This is a genomic window from Ruegeria sp. AB10, from assembly GCF_056542745.1.
In genome coordinates, this window is the sequence record NZ_JBQGAI010000010.1 from 1 (window position 1) to 19,868 (window position 19,868).

Sequence of the window (19,868 nt, forward strand, 5' to 3'; positions counted from 1 at the left end):
GGTTCTTCGACTCCGGGTTCCACGACAAGGCGCTGGAACAGGCGCAGGCCAAGCTGTCCGAACTGTGCATTGCAGCCCTGGGGGACGAGCGGAACGCCAGGATTCGCCACGTCGTCGCCACCGGCACCGCCTATCAGGAGATTCTGCACACCGCCAAGGAAGCGGGCAGCGACCTCATCGTCATCGGCGCCCATAAACCAGACCTCAAAGACTACCTCCTAGGCCCAAACGCAGCCCGCGTCGTCAGACACTCAACCGTCTCGGTCTACGTGGTAAGGTAGATCAGGGTCTGGTGCAGCAGGAAACCACAAGAGCAGAACAAACCGATAAACCGTCAATCATCACCGGGAGGATTAACTGATGAGGACATTTTTGAGAACGAGTGCAGCGCTGGCCCTTGGGGTCATTGCGGGCACGGCCAGTGCGCAGGACCCCGCGCCGGAATATGGGTATGGCTGGGAGGACAAAGATTCGGTCACCGGCACCGAGTTCATGGTCTCTGCTGCCAACCCGATTGCCGCCAAGGCGGGCTATGATGTGCTGGCCGCGGGCGGTACCGCGGCAGATGCGATGATCGCCGTCCAGCTGATGCTGAACCTGGTCGAACCGCAATCCTCGGGCATCGGCGGTGGTGCGTTCCTGCTGTACTGGGACGCGGAATCCGAAACCCTGAACACCTTTGACGCGCGCGAAAAGGCTCCGGCCAAGGCGAAACCAGAGCGGTTCCTGAATGCCGAAGGCGAGAAGATCCCCTTTGCCGAGGCGATCTCGGGCGGGCAGGCTGTTGGTGTACCCGGCATCCTGCGTCTGATGGAGGTGACCCATAACCTTTATGGCAAGAAAGACTGGGCCTCGCTGTTCCAGTCGACCATCGAACAGGCCGAGAACGGGTTCGAAGTTTCGCCGCGCATGGCGAACTCGATCCAGTCGACCATCGACCGCGAACGCTATCTGGACGTCTTCCCCGGCGCCAAGGAATATTTCTTCAACGAAGATGGCAGCCCGCTGGCTGAAGGCACCCTGCTGAAGAACCCGGATTTCGCCGAGACCCTGCGTATTCTGGCCGATCAGGGCGCGAATGCCTTCTATCACGGTCCGATTGCCGAGGATATCGTGGCCGCCGTCGATGCGACCTCGAAGGTGGAAAACAACATCACGCTGGAAGACATGGCCGCCTATCGCGTCAAGGTCCGTCCGGCCGTCTGTGCTGATTATCGCGGCTATGACGTCTGCGGCATGGGTCCGCCGACCTCGGGCGGTCTGACCGTCGGGCAGATTCTGGGTATCCTGAACAACTTTGATCTAAAGAGCACCGGTTGGAACGCCGAACTGGCGCACCTCTATGCCGAAGCCGCCAAGCTGGCCTATGCCGATCGTGCGCTTTATATGGCTGACAGCGATTTCGTTGACGTGCCGGTCAAAGGTCTGCTGGACAAGGACTACCTGAAACTGCGTTCGGAAATGATCGACCCGGCAGCGGCCAGTGAAAAGCGCTCGGCCGGTGAGCCGCCGCGCGATCACACCGCGCTGTTTGCGCCGTCGCAGAACCCCGATCGTCCCGGAACCAGCCATATCGTGATCCGCGACCAGTATGGCAACGCGCTGTCGATGACCACGACCATCGAGACCTTCTTTGGCAGCCGTGTCTTTGTGCGGGGCTTCCTGCTGAACAACGAGCTGACCGACTTTGACCGCGCGCCCAAGGATGGTGACCGCTGGGTGGCCAACAGGGTCGAGGGCGGCAAGCGTCCGCGCAGCTCGATGTCGCCGACCATCGTGATGAAAGATGGTGAGCCTTATCTGCTGATCGGCTCACCCGGTGGCAGCCGCATCATCAACTATGTGGCCAAGACCATCATCGCGGTCCTCGACTGGGACATGGACCCGCAGGACGCCATCGAAACGGGGCATTTCGTGCACCGCAACGGATCGAGCATGGAGGTGGAACAGGAAACCGCCGCTGCCGATTTCCTCGACGCGCTGGCCGCGAAGGGGCATGAGGTCAAGGCTGCAGACCTGAACTCGGGCCTGCATGCGATCCTGATAAAGGATGGTCAATTGATCGGTGCCGCCGATCCACGCCGCGAAGGCGTGGCGCTGGGGCAGTAACCTCACAGGACCGGATCGCGGCGGCTCGGTTGGGCCGCCGCTTTCATTTCAGCTAATAGAATTAACACCACATTCCGGAGCCGTCCCAATGAACCGAGAACATCTGATCCTGCAACGCGCCATTGAAGACCGGCTTCTGGACAGCGAAAGCACTGTGCTGGGCTTCATGGATCTGGATGGTCTGGCCAAATCCATTGACGATCTGATCGCCGCGTTCCCTGATAATTTCCAGCACACCTTCGCGGTCAAGGCGAACTCACTGCGCCATGTGCTGATGAAAATCTCTCATTGCGGCATCGGCGCTGAGGTGGCCAGCCCCGGAGAGCTGACCATGGCGCAATCGGCGGGCTTCGATATCTCCAAGATCATCTTCGATTCCCCGGCCAAGACGATGGATGATCTGCGGCAATGCCTGAAACACTCCATCGCGTTCAATCTGGACAATGAACAGGAACTCGAACGCGTCGCTGCGCTGATCGAGGATTATCCCAATTCCGAGGCCATCATCGGTTTTCGCATCAACCCGCAGATCGGCTCGGGCGCAATCTCATCGACCAGCACGGCGACCAATACCTCGAAATTCGGCTATCCCATCGGGGATGAGGGCAACCGCGAAAAGCTGATCGATTATTACCTGAAATACCCGTGGCTGACCTCGATCCACACCCATGCCGGATCGCAGGGCTGCCCGCTGGAACTGATGGCGCAGGGGATCGGCGAACTGGTCGCTGTGGCCGAAGAGATCAATGCGCGCAAGGGCGAACAGCAGATCACCCGGCTTGATATCGGGGGTGGGTTGCCGGTTAACTTTGCCTCGCCCGAGGTCAAGCCGACCTTTGCCGAGTATGCCGAGGTGCTGCGCCAGCACGTGCCGCTGCTGTTTACCAGGAAATACACGGTGAAAACCGAATTTGGCCGCGCGATTGCTGCCAAGAACGGGTTCATGGCGACCCGCGTGGAATACACCAAGAACGCCGGAGGGCGGCACATCGCAACCACCCATGCCGGCGCGCAGATCATGACGCGCACGGCGTTCCTGCCTGCCGCATGGCCCATTCGGGTCGAAGGTTTCACACCCGATGGAGAGCTGAAAACCGAAGACAAGGTGCATACCGACGTGGCCGGACCCTGCTGTTTCGCCGCCGATCTGGTGGCCAAAGAGGTGCTGATCCCCCGTCTTGACCCCAATGATTATGTGGCGATCTATGACACCGGTGCGTATTATTTCAGCAACCATTTCGACTATAACAGCCTGCCCCGCATCGCTGTATATGGCGCCAGCAGCAAGTCCGACGGGTTGTCGATCGAACTGATCCGCAGGGCAGAGACGCTTAGCGAGGTGGTTTCGAATATGTCGTAGCGCGGCTGACGGTCCGTGTGCGCAAAGACCTTGGCGATCAATTCGGTTTATCTTTGATACATTGAAACAAAGGTGGCCGATCGCGTCAGGGAATCGGATTTCGCAGGTACCGTCAGTGTGAGAACGTGTATCGACATCAGGCGGACGATTCTGTTCAGAATCCGACTGCCAACAGAAATTGAATGGCGGCCAGCCGCCGCTGGGAGAGTGCAATGACAAAAACTGAAAACCCCGCTTTCGATCAATTGCTGGACGAAGTTCGCGCCATCGCTTCGGCGCGGTTGGACAAAACGGACTGCGACGATTTCCTGACCGCACTGGATTTGCTGTATGGCCGATCGTCGTTCGAAGACCTGCAGGGCCGGACAGCGGAAGAGGTTTATGGCGCGTCCCTGGCGCTGTGGAAATTTGCGGCGCATAAACCATCGGGCGAGGCGCGCGTGCGGATGTACAACCCTCGCATGGCGGAACATGGGTGGGAATGCGCCCACACCGTTCTGGAAATCGTCAATGACGACATGCCGTTCCTTGTCGACTCGGTCACGTCTTTCCTGGCCGGGCAGGGCTTATCGATCCACTCCCTGATCCACCCGCTACTGCAGGTCAAACGGGCCTCCGACGGCATACGGGTCGGTGCGCCCGGCGCATCCGATGCCAAATGTATGGTCGAGTCGATGATCCAGGTGCAGATCGACCAGATCGGGGATCAGGCGCAGATTGATCGGCTTGAGGCCGAGGTCGCCCAGATCATGAAGGATGTACGCGTTTCGGTCGAGGATTGGCAGCCCATCATGGAGCGTCTGGGCGCCGTGAACGAGATGCTAAAAGGCAATGCCCCCAAGAAATCCAAGGCAGTCACGGCCGAGGTTGTCGAATTCCTGGACTGGCTGGCGCAAAACCACTTCACCTTTCTGGGATACCGCGAATATGCGGCCGACGGGAAGACCGGCGCAATGCGTCAGGTCGGCAAGAGCGCGCTTGGCCTGATGCGCGATCCGGACTTTACCGTACTGCGCGACCTGAATGGCGATTTCACCGACCGCTCGCCCGAGATGGATGCCTTTGCCAGCGACATCTCTCCGCTGATGATCATCAAGGCGAACCGCCGCTCGACCGTTCACCGCGCGACTCATTTTGATCTGATCGGGGTCAAGCAGTTCGACGGGAAAGGAAAACAGACCGGTGAGCATGTGTTCATCGGGCATTTTACCGCCGCTGCCTATAATCGCAGCCCCAAGTCGATTCCCCTGCTGCGGCAAAAGGTCGAGCGTGTCATCGAACGCTCCGGCTTTACCCCGGACAGCCACGACGGCAAAGCCCTGACGCATGTGTTGGGGACCTACCCGCGTGACGAGCTGTTTCAGAGCTCTGATGACCAGATGTTCGAAAACGCCATCAACGCGCTGCACCTGACCATCCGTCCAAGATCGCGGCTGTTGCTGCGCCCGGACCGGTTCGGGCGGTTCGTGTCCTGCCTCGTCTACGTCCCGCGCGAGCGCTATAATACCGAGTTGCGGACCAAGATCGGCGACATTCTCGCAGAAGAGTTCGAAGGCCGTGTGGCCACATGGGAACCCGCCTTTGACGAGGTTCTGGCACGGGTGCATTACGTCATCGCGCTCAGCGGCAAGGTCGCCTCGAAGGAAGAGGCCGCCGCGCTCGAGGCGCGGATCATCGACGCGGTGCGCAGCTGGGGCGATCACCTTCATGACGCGCTGGTTGAACGCAAGGGCGAATCCAAAGGCAACAGGCTGCATGCGCTCTACAGCGATGGGTTTGCGGTGTCCTACCGGGACGAGTTTCAGGCCGTCTCGGCCGTGTCCGACATTGACAAGATGGAGCAGTTGACCGGGGAAACCGACCTGGTGCTGAAGTTCTACCGCAGGCTGGAAGACCCCGAGCACAGCGTGCGTTTCAAACTGTATAAGCGCGGGCCGTCCGTGCCGCTGTCCGATTGTCTTCCGATCCTCGAAAACCTCGGGTTTCGCATTCTGGCCGAGCATCCGTTCCGGATTGACCGAGGTGAGGAAACCATCTGGATCCACGATTTCCACATGCAGTCCTCGGACGGGCAGGGTATCGACGTCACAGCAGTCCGCAGCAATCTTGAGGAAGCCTTCTCTTCGCTCTGGGCCGGGAATGCTGATGACGATCCGCTGAACCGGCTGGTGCTGGTTGCCGGTCTGTCGATCCGTGAAACTGCGCTGTTGCGGGCCTATGGCGGATACCTGCGTCAGGCACGGATTCCGTACTCGGTGCCCTATATGCAGGACGCCCTGATCGCCAATCCCGACATTGCGCGCAAGCTTGTGGACCTGTTTCAGGCCCTGTTTGATCCGGATGTTTCGGGGGATGCCGACGCGCGGGACAAGGCGACAGATGAGATCGCCGCAGATATCGAAAGCATGCTGGAGCAGGTCGCAAGCCTTGACTTCGACCAGATCCTGCGCCGGTTCCGCAATGCTATTCAGGCGACGCTGCGCACCAACTACTTCCAGCCTGACGCCGATGGCCACGACAAATCCTACATGTCGTTCAAGTTCGATTGTTCCAAACTGGACGAACTGCCGCTGCCGCGCCCGTGGCGCGAGATTTTTGTCTACTCGACCTCGGTCGAAGGGGTGCATTTGCGCTATGGCTCGGTGGCGCGCGGCGGGTTGCGCTGGTCCGACCGCAAGGAAGATTACCGGACCGAAGTGCTGGGGCTGGTAAAGGCGCAGCAGGTCAAGAATGCGGTTATCGTGCCGGTCGGCTCGAAGGGCGGGTTCCTGCCCAAGACCCTGCCCGCCGGTGGCACCCGGGAAGAGGTGATGGCCGAGGCGGTGCGCTGTTACCGGATTTTCCTGTCCGGCATGCTGGACATCACCGACAATATTTCGGGTTCCGATATCATCCCGCCCAACGCCGTTGTGCGCCGCGATCCCGACGACCCCTATTTGGTTGTCGCCGCCGACAAGGGAACGGCGACGTTTTCAGACTATGCCAACGCGTTGGCCACGGAATACGGGTTCTGGCTGGGCGACGCCTTCGCCTCGGGCGGCTCGAACGGATATGACCACAAGGGCATGGGGATCACCGCCAAGGGCGGGTGGGAGGCCGTGAAGCGCCATTTCCGCGAGTTGGATCACGATACCCAGACGCAGCCCTTTACGGTCATCGGCTGTGGGGACATGTCGGGGGATGTGTTCGGCAACGGTATGCTGTTGTCGGACCAGATCAAACTGGTTGCCGCTTTCGACCACCGCGACATTTTCATCGACCCGACCCCCGACCCGGCGATCAGCTTTGCCGAGCGCAAGCGGTTGTTCGAACTGCCGCGTTCGAGCTGGGAATCCTATGATTCCAAGCTGATCTCAAAAGGCGGCGGTGTATTCTCGCGGTCGTCCAAGTCTATCAAGCTGACGCCCGAGATCAGAAAGCTGACTGGGCTGGACGACAAAACTGTCACTCCGTTTGAACTGATCCGTGCCTTGCTGAAATCGCAGGCCGACCTGATGTGGTTCGGCGGGATCGGCACCTATATCAAAAGTGCCGCTGAATCCCACGCCGATACCGGCGATCGGGCCAACGACCAGATCCGGGTCAACGCCAACGAAGTGCGGGTGCGAGTGATCGGCGAGGGCGCCAATCTGGGCGTCAGCCAAATGGGCCGTATTCAGCTGGCTCAGGGTGGCGTCAAGATCAACAACGACGCTGTCGACAACTCGGCCGGGGTGGATTGTTCGGACCATGAGGTCAATATCAAGATTGCCCTTGGTGCCGTCGTCGATGCAGGCGACATGACAGAAAAACAGCGCAACACGCTGCTGGCCGAGATGACCGACGAGGTCAGCGAGCTGGTGCTGAAGACCAATTATCACCAGACCCTCGCAATCTCGCTGGATGAGGCCGCTGGCCCGGCGCTGCTCGACAACCATGTCCGGTTCATGGAGGGGCTGGAGGCCGAAGGCAAGCTGGACCGCGCGGTCGAGTATCTGCCCGATGAGGAAGAAATCGCCGAACGCCGCGCCGCCGGTCGGGGCCTGACCCGGCCAGAGATCGCCGTGCTTGTCGCCTATGCCAAGAACGACATCTTCTCGGATCTGGTGAAGTCGGATGTGCTTGACGACCCGTATATGGAACGGTTCCTGATCGAATATATGCCGACCCCACTGCGAACTGCACATCCTGAGGTTCTGCGCAACCACCGCCTGCGGCGCGAGATCATCGCGACCGTGGTCGTCAATATGCTGGTCAACGAAATCGGCCCGACTTTCTGCGCGCGCCTGCGCGAAGATACCGGCGCGACCGTGGGCGAAATCGTCAAGGCGTTCATCATCGACCGCGAGATTTTCGGCCTTGCCGAAACCGCCGCCGAGGTCAACGCGCTCGACAACAAGCTTGCAGCAGATGTGCAGATCGAAATTCACCGCGCGCTGTCGGAAATGCTTGCCGCCCAGTGCCAGCGGCTGATCAAGAACAATGTCCGTTCGATTGGCGATGCAATTGCGGTCTATCAGCCGGGCATCGCCGAAATTGCGTCGGTCGCCGAAGCAACGGTCAGTGCATTTTCGCTGGAACGGCTCAAGCAGCGGACGGATGAGTTGCTGAAAAAGGGCACTCCGGACGATCTGGCCTCGAAAGTTGCGACGCTTGAGCTGCTGGGCGGCGCGATGGACATCTTTGATGTCTCGGAACGCTTGCAGCTTGAGGTACGGGATGTGGCTGCCAGCTATTTCGCAACCGGGGCCCGGTTCAGCCTCGACTGGTTGCGGTCGCGTGCCAGAAGCGTTGCCGTTGGCGATCATTGGGAACGGGTCGCGCTTGCCCGTCTGATGTCGGATATCCGGGTGCATCAGTCCAACATTGCTGCCGCTGCGCTGGTGCTGTCCGGGGCGAATTCCGGCCAGGAAAGTGTTGCCCATTGGGTGGATCAGAACGGCGATTTGGTGCAACGCACGGACCGGCTGATTGCCGAACTGCGCTCAGGTGGCGCGTTGAGCGTGTCCAAACTGGCGGTTGCGTCCTCGCATTTCGCGTTGCTGGCGACCTGAGTTCGGGTCTGCCCGAGACCAGACAAAAAAGGACCGGGCTTGTGCGAAGCCCGGTCCTTGGGTTGACGCCATTGGCCGAAGCCGGGCGTCGGGGGATCAGGAAATCTCGCCCATGCAGAGATATTTGATCTCGAGGAAGTCCTCGGTGCCATATTTCGAGCCTTCACGGCCCAGGCCGGACTGTTTGACGCCGCCAAAGGGCGCGACCTCGGTCGAGATCAGGCCGGTGTTGATGCCGACCATGCCCGATTCCAGCCCTTCGGCCACGCGCCAGACGCGCGCCAGATCGCGGCTGTAGAAATACGAAGCCAGACCGAATTCACTGTCATTGGCCATGGCGACCACGTCGTCCTCGTCTTCGAACTTGAACAGGGGCGCGACGGGGCCGAAGGTTTCATCCTTTGCCACAACCATGTCGCTTGTCACCCCGGTCAGAACGGTGGGCTCGAAGAACGTGCCGCCCAGATCGGACCGCTTGCCGCCCAGTGTGACCTTGGCGCCTTTGGAAACCGCGTCCGAGATATGCTCCTCGACCTTGGCAACCGCTGCGTCGTTGATCAGCGGGCCGGTGGTCACACCGTCGCCGAAGCCGTCTCCGACGTTCAGCGCCTTGGTCTTCTCAGCCAGCTTGGCGGCGAATTCGTCATAAACGCCCGCCTGCACATAGATGCGGTTGGCACAAACGCAGGTCTGGCCATTGTTGCGGAACTTGGCGATCATCGCACCGTCCACGGCGGCATCCACATCGGCGTCGTCGAACACAATGAACGGCGCGTTGCCACCCAGTTCCAGCGACATCTTCTTGATCGTTCCCGCTGCCTGACGCATCAGGATCTGGCCCACGCGGGTCGAGCCGGTGAAGGTGATCTTGGCAACCTTGTCATTGGTGCACAGCTCATTGCCCACGCCGGAACTGTCAGTGCCGGGGATCACGTTGAACACACCCGCCGGGATGCCCGCACGTTCACCCAGCACGGCCATCGCCAGCGCCGACAGCGGCGTCAGAGTTGCGGGTCGTGCCACAAAGGTACAGCCCACCGCCAGCGCCGGGCCGACCTTGCGGGCGATCATCGCGTTGGGGAAGTTCCACGGGGTGATCGAACCGACCACACCAACGGGCTGTTTCAGAACCACGATGCGCTTATCGCGCTGATGGCCGGGGATGACGTCGCCGTAGACGCGCTTGGCCTCTTCCGCGAACCATTCGATGAAGGAGGCACCATAGAGGATCTCTCCGCGCGCTTCAGCCCAGGGTTTGCCCATCTCGGCGGTCAGGATGGTGGCCAGATCGTCGGCGTTTTCGACCATCAGATCGAACCACTTGCGCAGGATCGCGCCGCGTTCCTTGCCGGTTTGCGCCGCCCATTCTTTCTTGGCCGCGTAAGCCGCGTCCACGGTCTGCGCGGTGCCCTCGATGCTGATATCGGTCACGTTGGCGATCAGATCGCCCGTGGCGGGGTTGTGGACCGGGAAGGTCGCTTCGCCTTCGACCCATGCGCCGTTGATATAGGCGCGGGTTTCCAGAAGGCTGGGATCTTTCAGCTCCAGCTTGGTCACTTTGGTATCCAGCATGTTCAGGCTCCTTTGGCAGCGTCGACCGAGGCTTCGAGGATATCCATCGCCTCGGCGAAGATCTCGTCCTGCACCGTCAGCGGCGCGAGGAAACGGATTACGTTCCCATATACGCCACAGGTCAGCAGGATCAATCCGCGCTTGAGCGCCTCGGCGCGCACGGCATTGGCCATCTCGGGGTTCGGGGCGCTGCCATCGGTGGTGTTGAACTCGGCGGCGATCATGAAGCCGGGGCCGCGGATGTCGACGATTTCGGGCGTGCGGGCGCGGATCGATTCCAGACGCTGTTTCAGGCGCGAGCCCATCTCGTTGGCGCGGGCGCACAGGTCTTCTTCTTCGATCACATCCATCACCGCATGGGCCGCAGCGATGCCCAGAGGGTTGCCGCCATAGGTGCCACCCAGACCGCCGGGTTGTGCGGCGTCCATCAGGTCGGCGCGACCGGTGACAGCGGCCAGAGGCAGACCGCCCGCCAGACCTTTGGCCATGGTGGTGATGTCGGCGGCCACGTCATAGGCATCCATCGCAAACAGATTGCCGGTGCGGGCGAAACCTGTCTGCACTTCGTCAGCAATCAGAACGATGCCATGTTCGTCACACAGCGCGCGCAGGCCCCGCATCAGTTCGGCAGGGGCGGGGTAGAAGCCGCCTTCGCCCTGAACCGGCTCGATGATGATGGCGGCCACGCGGCCCGGGTCCAGATCGGCCTTGAACAGCTTGGTCAGCGCGCCCAGCGAATCCTCGGTCGAGGTGCCGTGCAGCTCAACCGGGAAAGGCACGTGATAGGTGTCGGGCATCATCGCGCCGAAGCCCGCCTTGTAGGGCTGCACCTTGCCGGTCAGGGACATACCCATGAAGGTGCGGCCATGAAAACCGCCGCCAAAGGCGATCACGGCGGGGCGGCCGGTGGCCGCGCGGGCGATCTTGACGGCGTTCTCAACCGCTTCGGCACCGGTGGTCACAAAGACGGTCTTCTTTGTGAAATCGCCGGGCACCTTCTCGTTCAGGCGCTCGGCCAGACGGATGTAATTTTCGTAGGGCAGAACCTGATGGCAGGTATGGGTGAAATTCGCGGCCTGGGTCGTGACCGCCTCCATCACCTTGGGGTGGCAATGCCCGGTGTTCACAACGGCGATGCCAGCGGCGAAATCGATATAGCGCTTGCCCTCGACGTCCCACACCTCGGAGTTCGCGGCGCGGTCCACATAGACCTGTGTCTGCATCCCCACGCCCTGCGCGATCGAGGTGTTGCGGCGTTCAGCAATCTGAGCATTCAGCATCTTGCGTCCTTTCGGGTTACCGGGCGTGCGCGCCCGCAAATCTGACCGCGTGACTGTAGTGCCCACAGCCCCGAACGAAAGCCTGTTTCTTGTGAATCATAACCCCTTGATTTACGGTCCCGGCACCCCTCAAGTGATGCGGATAGTGAACATGAAGAACGCCAATCAGGATGATCTGACCCTTGGATTGCGCTTGCGGACCCTGCGAGAACGCGCGGGCCTGTCGCAGCGGGCGCTGGCTAAGAAGTCGGATGTGCCGAACTCGACGATCTCGCTGATCGAGTCGGGTAAGATGAACCCTTCGGTCGGGGCGTTGCGGCGGATTTTGCAGGGCATTCCGATCAGCATGTCCGATTTCTTTTCCTTCGAGATCGAAAGCGAACAGACCGTGTTTTATGCCGCCGAAGACCTGACCGAGATCGGCAAGGGTGGGCTGTCTTTGCGGCAGGTGGGTTCGAATCTTTATGGTCGCGCGATGATGATCCTGCAGGAGACCTATGATCTGGGCGCAGATACAGGCCGCGTGATGTACGGGCACGAGGCAGAAGAGGGCGGCATCGTGATTTCGGGCCGCGTTGAAGTAACGGTGGGTGATCAGCGCAAGGTATTGGGGCCGGGGGATGCCTATTATTTCGACAGCCGCACGCCGCACCGCTTCCGGCAGGTGGGCCCGGAAAAATGCCGGATCGTCAGCGCCTGTACCCCACCGACATTCTGACCTTCAGCGCAGAAATCCCAGCACTATGCATCATAGTGTTGCAATATCCACCAAGTTGATCCACAGTATGATTCATAGTGCGGGACTTTTCCCGCATGTTCCAACGGGCGACCCCCGCCCTATTCGGAGATTTGAGCTATGAAAAAGAAGCCTGCCACCCTGCCCCGCGGCTATCGCACCTGCACCGCATCGCTTGCTGTCGCAGACGTTCCTGCAGCGCTGGCCTTTTATGAAAAAGCCTTTGATGCAACGATTCAGGCCTATGACGCGGAAGAGGCCCCCGGTTTTGCCGCCATCAAGATCGGCAACTCGATGCTGTTCGTGACCGCCGGCTGGGGCGCGCATGTTCCGACCGTTCCGGGCACTGTCATTCCGGTTGGCCATCACATGTATGTCGAAGATGCCGACGCGGCACTTGCGACCGCTGTGGACAATGGCGCGACCCTGATTGCAGACGCAAACGACACCTATTGGGGTGAGCGCTGCGCCACCGTTGCGGACCCGTTCGGCCATATCTGGACGCTGGCGACGCGGATCGAGAACCTGAAATCCGAGGATATCAGCGAACGCCGCAAGGCGCTGTTTCAGGCGATTCAGGATCAGGACGCTGAGGCCGTGGTTGAGGCCGCTGAGGCGGCTGAACAGACCGAGGCTGCGTGATCCCGTCAGAGGTTGATCAGAAGACGGATCGTGGGGTACCGGAATGGGTGTGTTCTTTAACAGGCAAATCATGAACGACGCACCCCTTCCCACTTTCACGATCCGCCAGAACGATCTGGCCATCCTCGCCGCTGAAAACCGGATCGGAGACTATCCGGTCGCCGTGCGCACCGCGCGCGAGGTGGTTAGCGGAGGTTTTGCCAACCAGTCGGCGCATCCCAACACCTGGACGGTCTATTTTCTGGTCGATGGCCAGTGGGCGCTGGTCGAATCCACGCGCGGCCTGCGCCGGGAATGGTCCAGTCTGGACCGGTTGGAGAAATGGCTGCGCAGTTGTGGCTTCCGGTTCTTCTGGGTGCGCAACGATATCGACTTTGTGGAAACGCCCGGCGAAGACCTGGCCGAGGAATAGGCCGGATAACTCAACCGCCCGGTGACAGCGGGCTTGCGCGAACACGCGGTTTTATGTTCCGATGAAGAACGCCGGATCACCACGGCAGTCGCAATCGGCAAGAAAAAAGAGAAGAAACGAAAAATGACCCCCTTTGCGATAACCGGAATCCAGATGCATGTCGGCGCCATGCATTCGAATGTCGAGGCGATGCTGCACCGGATCGATGTGATGATGGCGCGGTTCCCCTGGACCCAGATGGCCCTGTTCAGCGAACTGGCGCCCTATGGCCCGCTTGACCGGTTTGCCCAGCCCTTCCCCAATGACGACCTGTCGCGCTTTCAGGACGCCGCGCGGCGCTATGGTATCTGGCTGATCCCCGGCTCGATGTTCGAAAAGCACGAGGACGGGCGGATTTTCAATACGTCTGTGGTGATCAACCCGGATGGAGAGATCGTCTCGAAATACTCGAAGATGTTTCCATTCAAGCCCTATGAGCAGAGTATCTCGTCGGGCACCGAATTCTGCATCTTTGACGTGCCGGATGTGGGCCGGTTCGGCCTGTCGATCTGCTATGATATCTGGTTCCCCGAAACCACGCGGCACCTGACCAGTCAGGGGGTCGAGGTGCTGCTGCACCCGGTCCTGACCGGCACCACCGACCGCGAGGCAGAGCTGTCGATCGCCAAGGCCACCGCCGCACAGTTCCAGTGTTACGTATTTGACGTGAACGGGCTGGCCGCTGGTGGAGTGGGCCGCTCGCTGGTGGTCGATCCGTCCGCCACCGTGCTGCACCAGTCTGCCGGACAGGAAGATATCTTCCCCATCGAGATCGACCTCGATCAGGTCCGCCGCCAGCGCGAGGTCGGGCTGAAAGGTCTGGGTCAGGTCCTCAAAAGCTTCCGCGACCGCGAGGCGGATTTCCCCGTCTATGACCGTAACAGCGGTGCAGATGCCTATTTGCACACGCTTGGCCCGCTGCGCATTCCGCAGAAGGGCGACGTAGCAGGCGTTGCCGCATCCGACCCCAGAACGGCGCTGGGATACAGCGAAGACGCCGCGAAAAAGCCCGATAACCTCTATCTCTACAAAGGGCGCTCAGGGACAGACTGATACCAGCGCAGCATTTCGGTATCGGCAGAAAGGACATTGATTTCATGCACGGCTTATCCGACAGCGAAAAGCTCCACACCATCTCGGACTATTACAGCGCCTCGCAACTGAGGGCGGACAGATGGAGCGCGCTGCGGGAAACGGCGGAATCGCTGGATCAGGGTGGCCACGACAAAGACCGGGACCGCGCGCGGCAGCTGTTACAGGCGCTGGCCCCGATCGAGATGTACTTCGCTTTTCCGGGCGGATCTGCTTTCGACTATTTGCGCCGGTTGCTGGATCACGGCAATTTCGCCGATTTCTCGACTGCCGTGCGCCGGGTGTCGCGGGCGCTGACTTCGGGGGCGTATCGCCGTCGCTCGATCCCGCTGATCGCGGATGAAACCGAAAGCGATGAGTTCGAGGACGAATCCGCCCAAAGCCTTGAAGCCCGCACATTGGGGCGGCCCTATTTCGAGGTGATGATCGTCGACAACGTCAACGAACATCAGGAACGGTTCCTGCAAACCAGCCTGCAGCGGATGCGCCGCAGCGAAGACCCCTTTATCTACGAAACTGTCGTCGTCCCCAGCGTCGAGGACGCGCTGATCGGGGTTCTGTTCAACCAGAATGTGCAGGCCGTCATCGTCCGTCCGGGCCTGAGTCTGAAATCCAGAAACGAAACCAACGTTCTGGGCCGTTATGTCAGCCTTTATGGCGAAGGGGCCGATCTGGATGCGCTGTCGCCTTCGGAATACGGACCCGAAACCTGCCGCCGCATCGGCAAGCTGCGGCCCGAGTTGGATGCCTATCTGATCACCGACCGGTCCGCCGAGGATATCGCGGGGCTTGATCTGGGTCTGTGCCGGCGGGTGTTCTATAATCAGGAAGACTTTCTGGAACTGCACCTGAACATCCTGCGCGGGGTGCAGCGACGGTACAAAACGCCGTTTTTTACCGCGCTGAAAGAATATTCCAAACAGCCCACCGGCGTGTTCCATGCGATGCCGATCAGCCGCGGCAAATCCATCAGCCGCAGCCACTGGATTCAGGATATGGGCGCGTTTTACGGCTCGAACATCTTCATGGCCGAAACCTCGGCCACCTCGGGCGGTCTGGATTCGCTGCTGGAACCCAAGGGTCCGATCAAAGAGGCGCAAGAGGCTGCCGCCCGCGCCTTCGGCTCAAAACAGACCTTTTTTGCCACCAACGGTACGTCAACCTGCAACAAGATCGTGGTGCAGGCGCTGGTGCGCCCCGGCGACATCGTGCTGGTCGACCGTGACTGCCACAAATCGCACCACTACGGCATGGTTCTGGCAGGCGCGAGCGTTGTCTACATGGACAGCTATCCGCTGCATGACTACTCGATGTACGGCGCGGTGCCGATCCGCGAAATCAAGCATAAGCTGCTAAGCCTCAAGGCCGAGGGCAAGCTGGATCAGGTGCGTATGGTGCTGCTGACCAACTGCACGTTCGATGGCATCGTCTACAACGTCCAGCGGGTGATGCAGGAATGTCTGGCGATCAAGAAAGACCTTGTGTTCCTGTGGGATGAGGCCTGGTTCGGCTATGCCCGTTTCGCCCCCAACACCCGCGTGCGCACGGCGATGCGCTCGGCCAACCTGCTGCGCGACAAGTTCCGCACGGCAGAACACGCCGAGGCTTACGCCGCCCAGCAGGCCAAGTTGGAGGGCGCGGATGATGAGACATTGCTCAACACCCGCCTGATCGCGCCGCCGGACGCGCGGGTGCGGGTCTATGCCACGCAATCGACGCACAAGACGCTGACTGCGTTGCGGCAGGGTTCGATGATCCACGTCAACGACCAGCAGTTCAAAGGCGCGGTCGAAGAGGCCTTTCACGAGGCCTACATGACCCACACCTCAACCTCGCCCAACTATCAGATCATCGCCTCGCTGGACGTGGGGCGTCGGCAGGTCGAGATCGAAGGATACGAGTTCGTCCAGCGGCAGGTCGAAAGTGCCATGGCAATCCGCCGGGCGGTGACGACCCATCCGCTGCTCAGGAAATACTTCCGGCTGGTCACGGCGGGCGACATGATCCCCGAAGAATACCGCGAAAGCGGCATGACCAGCTATTTCGATCCTGATCAGGGCTGGGCAGACGTCTGGGATTGCTGGGCCAAGGACGAATTCGTTCTGGATGCCACCCGCATCACCCTGCATGTGGGCGCGACGGGCTGGGATGGCGATACGTTCAAGACCAAGATCCTGATGGACAAATACGGCATCCAGATCAACAAGACCTCGCGCAATACCGTGTTGTTCATGACCAATATCGGCACCACGCGCAGCTCGGTCGCCTATCTGATCGAGGTGCTGGTCGAGATCGCCAAGGAACTGGACGACCTGATGGATGACGCGTCCAAGATGGAAAAGCGCGCCTTCGAAAAACGCGTCAAGAACCTCAGCGAACACGTCCCGCCGCTGCCTGATTTCAGCCGCTTCCACGACGCGTTCCGCTGTGTTGACGGCACCGAGGCCGGAGATATCCGCACCGCGTTCTTCCTGTCTTATGACGAGGATAATTGCGATTACGTGGAGCCCGACAAGAACATGCTGGATCGGCTGGAAGCAGGCGAGGAAATGGTCTCGGCCACTTTCGTGATCCCCTATCCGCCAGGCTTTCCCATTCTGGTGCCGGGGCAGGTGATCAGCCCCGAGATTCTGAAATTCATGCAGGAACTGGATGTGTCGGAAATCCACGGTTTCCGCGCCGATCTGGGCCTGCGCATTTTCACTGAAGACGCTTTGAAATCAGTCAAGAAAACATAAGGGACTGGGAGGACCATATGCCAAAGAAGGTGCTGAAGAACATCTCGGAAATCCGCCGGTATTTCCACACCAACAAGGACCCGATCTATTTCGTGTCGGCGACCAATTTCAACCTGTTGGGGCTGGATGAATGGGTGATGAATTTCACCTATATCTGCTACATGGATTGCTTTGACGGGCGGCATCCGAACGTGTTCGTTCCTTCCGAGATGCCGCATGACGAATTCCAATCGATCGAGGACATCAACAACTATCTGCTGCAGCACAAAGAGGTCATCGACCTGATCAAGCGGCGCGGTGGCAAGCCCAAGTTTGTCTTCCTGATGTTTGACGAGACGACCGAGAAGCTGGTCAAGGAACTGGGCGGTCAGCTGTGGTTCCCCAAGGCCAAGCTGCGCACCAAATGCGACAACAAGATCGAGACCGTTCGTATCGGTAACAAGGCCGGCGTGCCGTCCGTGCCTAACACTCTGAGCGTGGTCAAAAGCTACGATCACCTGCAGAAAATTTGCGATAAGGCCGGGTTGGGCAACGATCTGGTGCTGCAATCCGCCTTTGGCGACAGCGGTCACACCACGTTCTTCATCAAATCCGAAGCCGATTTCAACAAGCACAAGGATGAGATTGTCGGCGAGGGCGAGATCAAGATCATGAAGCGGATCGATTGTCGCGGCGCGGCGATCGAGGCTTGTGCGACATCCGAAGGCACGATTGTGGGCCCGCTGATGACCGAGCTTGTGGGCTTCAAGGAACTCACCCCCTATCGCGGCGGCTGGTGCGGAAATGAGATCTTCTCAACCGCGTTCCCGCCGAAGGCCCGCGAACAGGCGCGGCAATTGACCTTCCAGTTTGGCGAGGAACTCCGCAAATCCGGCTATCGCGGCTATTTCGAACTCGATTTCCTGATCGACAAGAAAACGGATGAGCTGTGGCTGGGCGAACTGAACCCCCGTATCACCGGAGCCAGTTCGATGACCAACCACGCGGCTTTTGCCCATGCGGATGCGCCTTTGTTCCTGTTCCATCTGCTGGAATTCTCAAAGAAACCCTTCAAGCTGGATGTTGAGGAACTCAACGCCCGCTGGGCCGACCCGGACATGATCGACAGTTGGTCACAGATGGTGATCAAGCACACCGATGACAGCGTCGACCGCATCACGCAGGCCCCGCAATCGGGCATCTACAAGATGCTGGAAGATGGCCGCGTGGTGTTCGACCGCTTCGACTATCACCGCCGTGCGGTGGGCGAAAATGAAGCGTTTTTCCTGCGTATCTCGAACGTCGGCGATTACCGCTATGAAGGGGCCGATCTAGGCATTCTGGTGACCCGAGGCCGGTCGATGACCAAGGGCTTCAAGCTGACTGAAACCTCGAAGAAATGGATACACGGCATCACTTCGGCCTACGCAGCAGAGCCGCTGCCTGCGGCGCAGCCGATGGAAGACCCCGCGTTCAAAATCATGTAGAAAGCCCCATGGCGCTTGTTTTTCGCTCATTTGACGAGGAACAGCCCGGTCCAAAGCTGGCCGGGCTGTTTGCCGAGTACTGGCCCGCCTACCGCAAATGGTGGGCGAAAGAGGGGTATTCGGCGCGCCCCACCTACCGCGAATGTTTGCGCGCGTTGCAAAAGCACATGCCCGAGATTGTGCCGCTGTATGAACAGGTCGTCGAACTGGTCGGCGGCAGCGACAGTCAGGCGCGCTTTCTCAGCTTCTACTGCCCGCCGAAATATCTGTCGGGTTGCAGTCAGGCGATCTGGCGCGGCAAGGCGCCGTTTCTGGTGCGCAATTATGACTACCACCCGAAAACCTTCGACGCCGCCGTGCTGAAAACCCGCTGGGACGGGCGCGGTGTGATCGGGATGAGCGACGGCATTCTGGGCCTGCTCGACGGCATCAACGATGCGGGCCTCACGGTCTCCCTGACCTTCGGCGGACGGCGCGAGGTGGGCGACGGGTTCGGCGTACCTTTGATCCTGCGCTATGTGCTGCAGACCTGCGAGACCACCGCCCAGGCAGTTGATGCGCTCTGCCGCATCCCCTGCCACATGAGTTACAACGTCACCGTTCTGGACGCGAAATATAACCACAGTACGGTATATCTCGCCCCCGATCGGCATCCGCAAATCTCGGACGTGCCGGTGGCGACGAACCATCAGGGCCATGTGGAATGGTCCAAGCACGCGCGGTTCACAGCGACCGTCGAACGCGAACGCTTCCTGCTGAACCGCCTGAACCAACACCCCGAAAGCGAGAAACGGTTCATCGAAGCGTTCTTGCGCCCTCCATTGTATTCAACCGCTTTCAAATCGGGTTTCGGAACGCTTTACACAGCAGTTTACCGGCCAGCAAAAAAACAACTGGAATTATTGTGGCCAGGAGCAACCTGGGATCTTTCATTCAATAGTTTTGATGAAATTGAATACAGCATTCGTTTACCTGAGCAGGAACTTTCCTAGACACCTTGCAGGTGTCCTTAAGGCAGGATGCTGGTTCTATCCTTTTTTTGGGCACATCCCCAACTGTATCGGTGAGTCGGTCAAACGCATTGCCCCTAAGGTTGGAATCAGCAGAGTTTTTGAGCAGCTTGGCGACGAAAGCAGCATCTCGCTGATCCCGCGCTTGGACGGGTCCAGGGATATGTCGATGGACAGCTCGCCGTTAATCGACTGCACGGATATCGAGGGAGTCTGTTTCAAAGGCGGCTGGTCCCAGGCCAGCCTCGAGTTGCTGTTTCGCGCATCTGCTGAAAGCCGGTCGCCGGCATGACACCGCCGGGCGTTCCGGATGGATCGGTTCCGCCACAGCAATACCATCGACGGAAAAGGGCAGGGCGCACAGCCCATCCTGCACTGA

13 protein-coding genes are annotated in these 19,868 nt (G+C 59.9%); 11 read left to right on the forward strand and 2 right to left on the reverse strand.

Going from position 1 to position 19,868, the window contains the following annotated elements:
- The 4 genes from ACR0NT_RS16165 to ACR0NT_RS16180 form a co-directional block, all read left to right on the forward strand.
- Positions 1-281, forward strand: a 281-nt coding sequence (locus ACR0NT_RS16165; RefSeq protein WP_480442520.1) for a universal stress protein, incomplete at its 5' end; no start/stop codon positions are given.
- A gap of 79 nt (positions 282-360) precedes the next feature.
- Complete coding sequence (gene ggt, locus ACR0NT_RS16170; protein ID WP_170674636.1) at positions 361-2,109, forward strand: gamma-glutamyltransferase; 1,749 nt, start codon at positions 361-363, stop codon at positions 2,107-2,109.
- Positions 2,110-2,197: 88 nt separating this feature from the next.
- Positions 2,198-3,469 (forward strand): type III PLP-dependent enzyme domain-containing protein, encoded by a 1,272-nt coding sequence (locus ACR0NT_RS16175; protein WP_170674638.1) that lies wholly within the window; start codon positions 2,198-2,200, stop codon positions 3,467-3,469.
- A 212-nt stretch (positions 3,470-3,681) separates the two neighbouring features.
- Positions 3,682-8,502 carry an NAD-glutamate dehydrogenase gene (locus tag ACR0NT_RS16180; RefSeq protein ID WP_170674639.1) on the forward strand — a complete coding sequence of 1,607 codons (4,821 nt, stop codon included), beginning with the start codon at positions 3,682-3,684 and terminating at the stop codon, positions 8,500-8,502.
- A gap of 96 nt (positions 8,503-8,598) precedes the next feature.
- Here ACR0NT_RS16180 and ACR0NT_RS16185 read toward each other — a convergent pair whose 3' ends face one another.
- On the reverse strand, positions 8,599-10,074 hold the full coding sequence (locus tag ACR0NT_RS16185) for an NAD-dependent succinate-semialdehyde dehydrogenase (protein ID WP_480443367.1): 1,476 nt from the start codon (positions 10,072-10,074) through the stop codon (positions 8,599-8,601).
- A 2-nt stretch (positions 10,075-10,076) separates the two neighbouring features.
- On the reverse strand, positions 10,077-11,354 hold the full coding sequence (locus ACR0NT_RS16190; protein ID WP_170449054.1) for a 4-aminobutyrate--2-oxoglutarate transaminase: 1,278 nt from the start codon (positions 11,352-11,354) through the stop codon (positions 10,077-10,079).
- A gap of 151 nt (positions 11,355-11,505) precedes the next feature.
- Here ACR0NT_RS16190 and ACR0NT_RS16195 point away from each other — a divergent pair, with 151 nt between their 5' ends.
- The 7 genes from ACR0NT_RS16195 to ACR0NT_RS16225 all read left to right on the forward strand — a co-directional run bounded on the left by ACR0NT_RS16195 (position 11,506) and on the right by ACR0NT_RS16225 (position 19,471).
- The gene (locus tag ACR0NT_RS16195) at positions 11,506-12,072 is read left to right on the forward strand and encodes a cupin domain-containing protein (protein ID WP_170674640.1); all 567 of its coding nucleotides are present in this window, start codon (positions 11,506-11,508) and stop codon (positions 12,070-12,072) included.
- A gap of 138 nt (positions 12,073-12,210) precedes the next feature.
- Entirely contained in the window at positions 12,211-12,732 is a 522-nt protein-coding gene (locus ACR0NT_RS16200; RefSeq protein ID WP_170674643.1) for a VOC family protein, read from the forward strand.
- A gap of 70 nt (positions 12,733-12,802) precedes the next feature.
- The gene (locus ACR0NT_RS16205; RefSeq protein ID WP_170449057.1) at positions 12,803-13,144 is read left to right on the forward strand and encodes a hypothetical protein; all 342 of its coding nucleotides are present in this window, start codon (positions 12,803-12,805) and stop codon (positions 13,142-13,144) included.
- Between the two features lie 123 nt (positions 13,145-13,267).
- Positions 13,268-14,236 carry a carbon-nitrogen hydrolase family protein gene (locus ACR0NT_RS16210; protein ID WP_170449058.1) on the forward strand — a complete coding sequence of 323 codons (969 nt, stop codon included), beginning with the start codon at positions 13,268-13,270 and terminating at the stop codon, positions 14,234-14,236.
- A 44-nt stretch (positions 14,237-14,280) separates the two neighbouring features.
- On the forward strand, positions 14,281-17,013 hold the full coding sequence (locus ACR0NT_RS16215; protein WP_170674644.1) for an aminotransferase class I/II-fold pyridoxal phosphate-dependent enzyme: 2,733 nt from the start codon (positions 14,281-14,283) through the stop codon (positions 17,011-17,013).
- Between the two features lie 17 nt (positions 17,014-17,030).
- The gene (locus tag ACR0NT_RS16220; RefSeq protein WP_170449060.1) at positions 17,031-18,479 is read left to right on the forward strand and encodes a biotin carboxylase; all 1,449 of its coding nucleotides are present in this window, start codon (positions 17,031-17,033) and stop codon (positions 18,477-18,479) included.
- Positions 18,480-18,487: 8 nt separating this feature from the next.
- A complete protein-coding gene (locus ACR0NT_RS16225) occupies positions 18,488-19,471 on the forward strand; it encodes a C45 family autoproteolytic acyltransferase/hydrolase (RefSeq protein ID WP_170674728.1) in 984 nt (327 codons plus the stop codon).
- The last annotated feature ends 397 nt before the right edge of the window (positions 19,472-19,868 follow it).

Bases quoted from the DNA above. Each gene is read 5' to 3' on its own strand.
- ggt (WP_170674636.1), top strand. From the start codon at position 361: ATGAGGACATTTTTGAGAACGAGTGCAGCGCTGGCCCTTGGGGTCATT.
- ACR0NT_RS16210 (WP_170449058.1), top strand. From the start codon at position 13,268: ATGACCCCCTTTGCGATAACCGGAATCCAGATGCATGTCGGCGCCATG.
- ACR0NT_RS16215 (WP_170674644.1), top strand. From the start codon at position 14,281: ATGCACGGCTTATCCGACAGCGAAAAGCTCCACACCATCTCGGACTAT.
- ACR0NT_RS16220 (WP_170449060.1), top strand. From the start codon at position 17,031: ATGCCAAAGAAGGTGCTGAAGAACATCTCGGAAATCCGCCGGTATTTC.
- ACR0NT_RS16195 (WP_170674640.1), top strand. From the start codon at position 11,506: ATGAAGAACGCCAATCAGGATGATCTGACCCTTGGATTGCGCTTGCGG.
- ACR0NT_RS16185 (WP_480443367.1), bottom strand. From the start codon at position 10,074: ATGCTGGATACCAAAGTGACCAAGCTGGAGCTGAAAGATCCCAGCCTT.
- ACR0NT_RS16190 (WP_170449054.1), bottom strand. From the start codon at position 11,354: ATGCTGAATGCTCAGATTGCTGAACGCCGCAACACCTCGATCGCGCAG.
- ACR0NT_RS16225 (WP_170674728.1), top strand. From the start codon at position 18,488: ATGGCGCTTGTTTTTCGCTCATTTGACGAGGAACAGCCCGGTCCAAAG.
- ACR0NT_RS16205 (WP_170449057.1), top strand. From the start codon at position 12,803: ATGAACGACGCACCCCTTCCCACTTTCACGATCCGCCAGAACGATCTG.
- ACR0NT_RS16180 (WP_170674639.1), top strand. From the start codon at position 3,682: ATGACAAAAACTGAAAACCCCGCTTTCGATCAATTGCTGGACGAAGTT.
- ACR0NT_RS16200 (WP_170674643.1), top strand. From the start codon at position 12,211: ATGAAAAAGAAGCCTGCCACCCTGCCCCGCGGCTATCGCACCTGCACC.
- ACR0NT_RS16175 (WP_170674638.1), top strand. From the start codon at position 2,198: ATGAACCGAGAACATCTGATCCTGCAACGCGCCATTGAAGACCGGCTT.